Source organism: Bacillus sp. JJ1474 (genome assembly GCF_036965225.1).
Lineage (GTDB): Bacteria > Bacillota > Bacilli > Bacillales > Cytobacillaceae > Cytobacillus.
On the sequence record NZ_JBALPC010000311.1, the window covers coordinates 1 to 2,906 of the forward strand.

Sequence of the window (2,906 nt, forward strand, 5' to 3'; positions counted from 1 at the left end):
CTCCATTAAATGGCCCTTTAATGGAATAATCGAATCACTTGTAGCCTTGCTTTTAGAAGGCTGAGACCATCTTTTAATATAGTTAAAGATAAGGAAAATAACACCGTGCTACCACACCGTGTTATTTTTTTATCGAATCAAGTAGCATGCACCTTTGAATGCGGAACGCTGCAAGTCATTCGAATGCTACAGACATTGCTGGAAACCCACCTGCAATCACCGCATCACCGTAAACTCCCTCCCAAGTACAGTCGGGAGATCATTTCCGAATCACTTGCAGCTGCTTTCGGAAGGCTGAATCCATCTTTGAATAAAGTTAAAGACAACGAGAGTGCATCTCTGAATATAGACGGCAATCACACCCCCAATCTTTTTCGGGAAGAACGCCCGAAAATGCGTCATTGTTCCCTCCCCCACAAAAGATTGGCCACTTTTTTTTTGCACAAAAATACGATTTTATCAAAGTTATATCCTTATATTCTGGAATACTATAAGTGAAATTGAAGCTTTGATAAAATTGGTTTTAAAAACATCGCAAATAGCGAAAAAGAAGAAATAACATGACTAGACTCTGATTCATTTCGACATAAAGATCTGTCATCCTTCAAAATACCTAATAACTTCACACTATCGTCAAATATTGTAGGTATAAATGTTTATATCATATTTAATTAAGTATTATGAAAATTGGTAACTTATACACTACTGGGGAATCCCCCCATATCCTACAATTGAATTTAATAGGGTAGAGGAGGGATTTAATGGGAAAGAAAGCGTTTTCTCTAGTAACCACTTTAGTAATAACGATTGCATTAACTCTATCATCTGTGAATTATACAAATGCGGAAACAGTAGCAGCAAAGAAGAATCAAGAAATAAACTCATTGGTAAATGTAAAATCAGAAGCGAAATATTCTTACAAGGATGCCATCCGCGAGACCGTTTTTGTACAATCAAGCCTTGACACGGATGGAAACGGGGTTCCTGATCGAATTGCTGTAGACATCATCCGGCCGAAAGAATCCGACACAGGGCTGAAGGTACCTGTGATTATGGATGCCAGCCCCTATTATGAAAGCTTAGGTAGAGGCAATGAAAGTGAAGTAAAGGGCAAAGATAAAGACGGGAATATTGAGAAGTTTCCGCTTTATTATGATAATTATTTTGTTCCAAGAGGATATGCAGTTGTCTTGCCGGATATGGTAGGAACCAACCAATCGGATGGCTGTCCAACTACCGGCGGTTATGAGGAAATTGAGAGTATTAAAGTTGTGATCGATTGGCTCAATGGAAGGGCAAAGGCAGTTGATAAAAATAATAACGAGGTAAAGGCATCGTGGACAACCGGTAATGTGGGGATGATTGGTAAATCATATGATGGTACATTAGCAAATGGTGTGGCAGCTACAGGAGTAGAAGGCTTAAAAACAATCGTTCCGATTGGTGCGATTAGCAATTGGTATAATTATTACCGCTATGCAGGGCTTACATACTATAATAATGGACCTGGTGGATTAGCAAGCAGGGTCGTTAACAGTTCCCGGAAAGCAACTTGTCAGCATGTGTTCGATCGCGTAAATAAAGAGGCAGATGACGCCACCGGTGACTACAATGATTTTTGGAATGAAAGAAACTATGTGAAAGATATCAAAAAGGTGAAAGCCAGTGTCTTTGCCATCCACGGTTTAAATGACTTAAACGTGAAGATGAACCATTTCAATTACTGGTGGGAAGTACTAAATAAAGAGAATGTCCCTCGTAAGCTTTGGCTTACACAAACGGGCCACGTGGATCCATTTGATTTCCGCAGAGCAGAGTGGGTAGATACGCTGCATCGCTGGTTTGATTATTGGCTACTAGGCTTGCAAAATGGCATCATGGATGAACCTGCTGTCGATATAGAAAGAGCAGCGGATGTTTGGGAAAACCATGCATCATGGCCGGATAAAAATGTTAAATCAACTAAAATTCGCTTTGCACCTGGGGAAAACGAAAATTCACCTGGAGTTTTAACAACTGGTCCGGTAAAAGGAAACTTTACTCAAACCTTTACAGACAATCCGAGGCAAACAGAAACGGCGATGGTCACAAATGAAATGACCGTAAAAAGCGACCGTTTAGTATTCCTATCAGAACCACTAAGCGAGGATGCCCGCATGAGCGGTGTACCGGAAATTTCGCTTCGAGCAACAGTAGATAAGGATAATTCCAATTTGTCTGTGATGATTGTGGATTATGGAATGGACACTAGGGTAAATCATACGGGAAGTGGAGAAGGAATCAGAACATTAACTACAAATACCTGCTGGGGAGAAAGTACGGAGGCAGATAGCGCCTGTTATAGAGAAACAGAGAAGACGTTCCGTACAGCACCATATGAAATTGTCTCTAGAGGCTGGTTTGATCCGCAAAATTGGAAATCACTTTTACAAACAGATCCTTTAAATCCAGGAAAAAACTACAAATTTGAGTGGGGCGCATTGCCACATGACTACGTCTTTAAGAAAGGCCATCGCATCGGAGTCATTATTGCAGGAAGCTCATATCAGAGGACCATTCCTTCCGCAACTGGGGCCACCTTCAATGTCCATCTTGGCCAAAGCGTTATAAACCTGCCAATCGTTGAAGGCAAAAAAGGCGTTAATTTTTAATAGCAAGCTGTACCGTCAATTCCACAAATGATTAACTGAAGGTTAGATTTGTTCCTATGTAAATCAGTATCCCTTTGAAGGCTCCTGGGTTTTAACATTTACTTACTACTCACCTATCTGTCTAAAAAAAGAGGTAGTACCCAATGGGTATTACCTCTTTAACTATTATTCTTTTTTTTCCATTACCAGGGCCATCGCGGCGAGGAACATAATTATACAAATATCTGTTGGATATTTATTCAAGAATATGGCCCT

The 2,906-nt window shown here is 40.3% G+C and carries 2 protein-coding genes; one reads left to right on the forward strand and one right to left on the reverse strand.

Annotated features, from left to right (window positions below; translation table 11 throughout):
• Window positions 1-270: 270 nt before the first annotated feature.
• Complete coding sequence (locus V7164_RS25200; protein ID WP_335347746.1) at window positions 271-402, reverse strand: hypothetical protein; 132 nt, start codon at window positions 400-402, stop codon at window positions 271-273.
• Window positions 403-761: 359 nt separating this feature from the next.
• Between V7164_RS25200 and V7164_RS25205 the strand changes: the two genes are divergently transcribed.
• The gene (locus V7164_RS25205; protein WP_335347745.1) at window positions 762-2,651 is read left to right on the forward strand and encodes a Xaa-Pro dipeptidyl-peptidase; all 1,890 of its coding nucleotides are present in this window, start codon (window positions 762-764) and stop codon (window positions 2,649-2,651) included.
• Window positions 2,652-2,906: the final 255 nt, after the last annotated feature.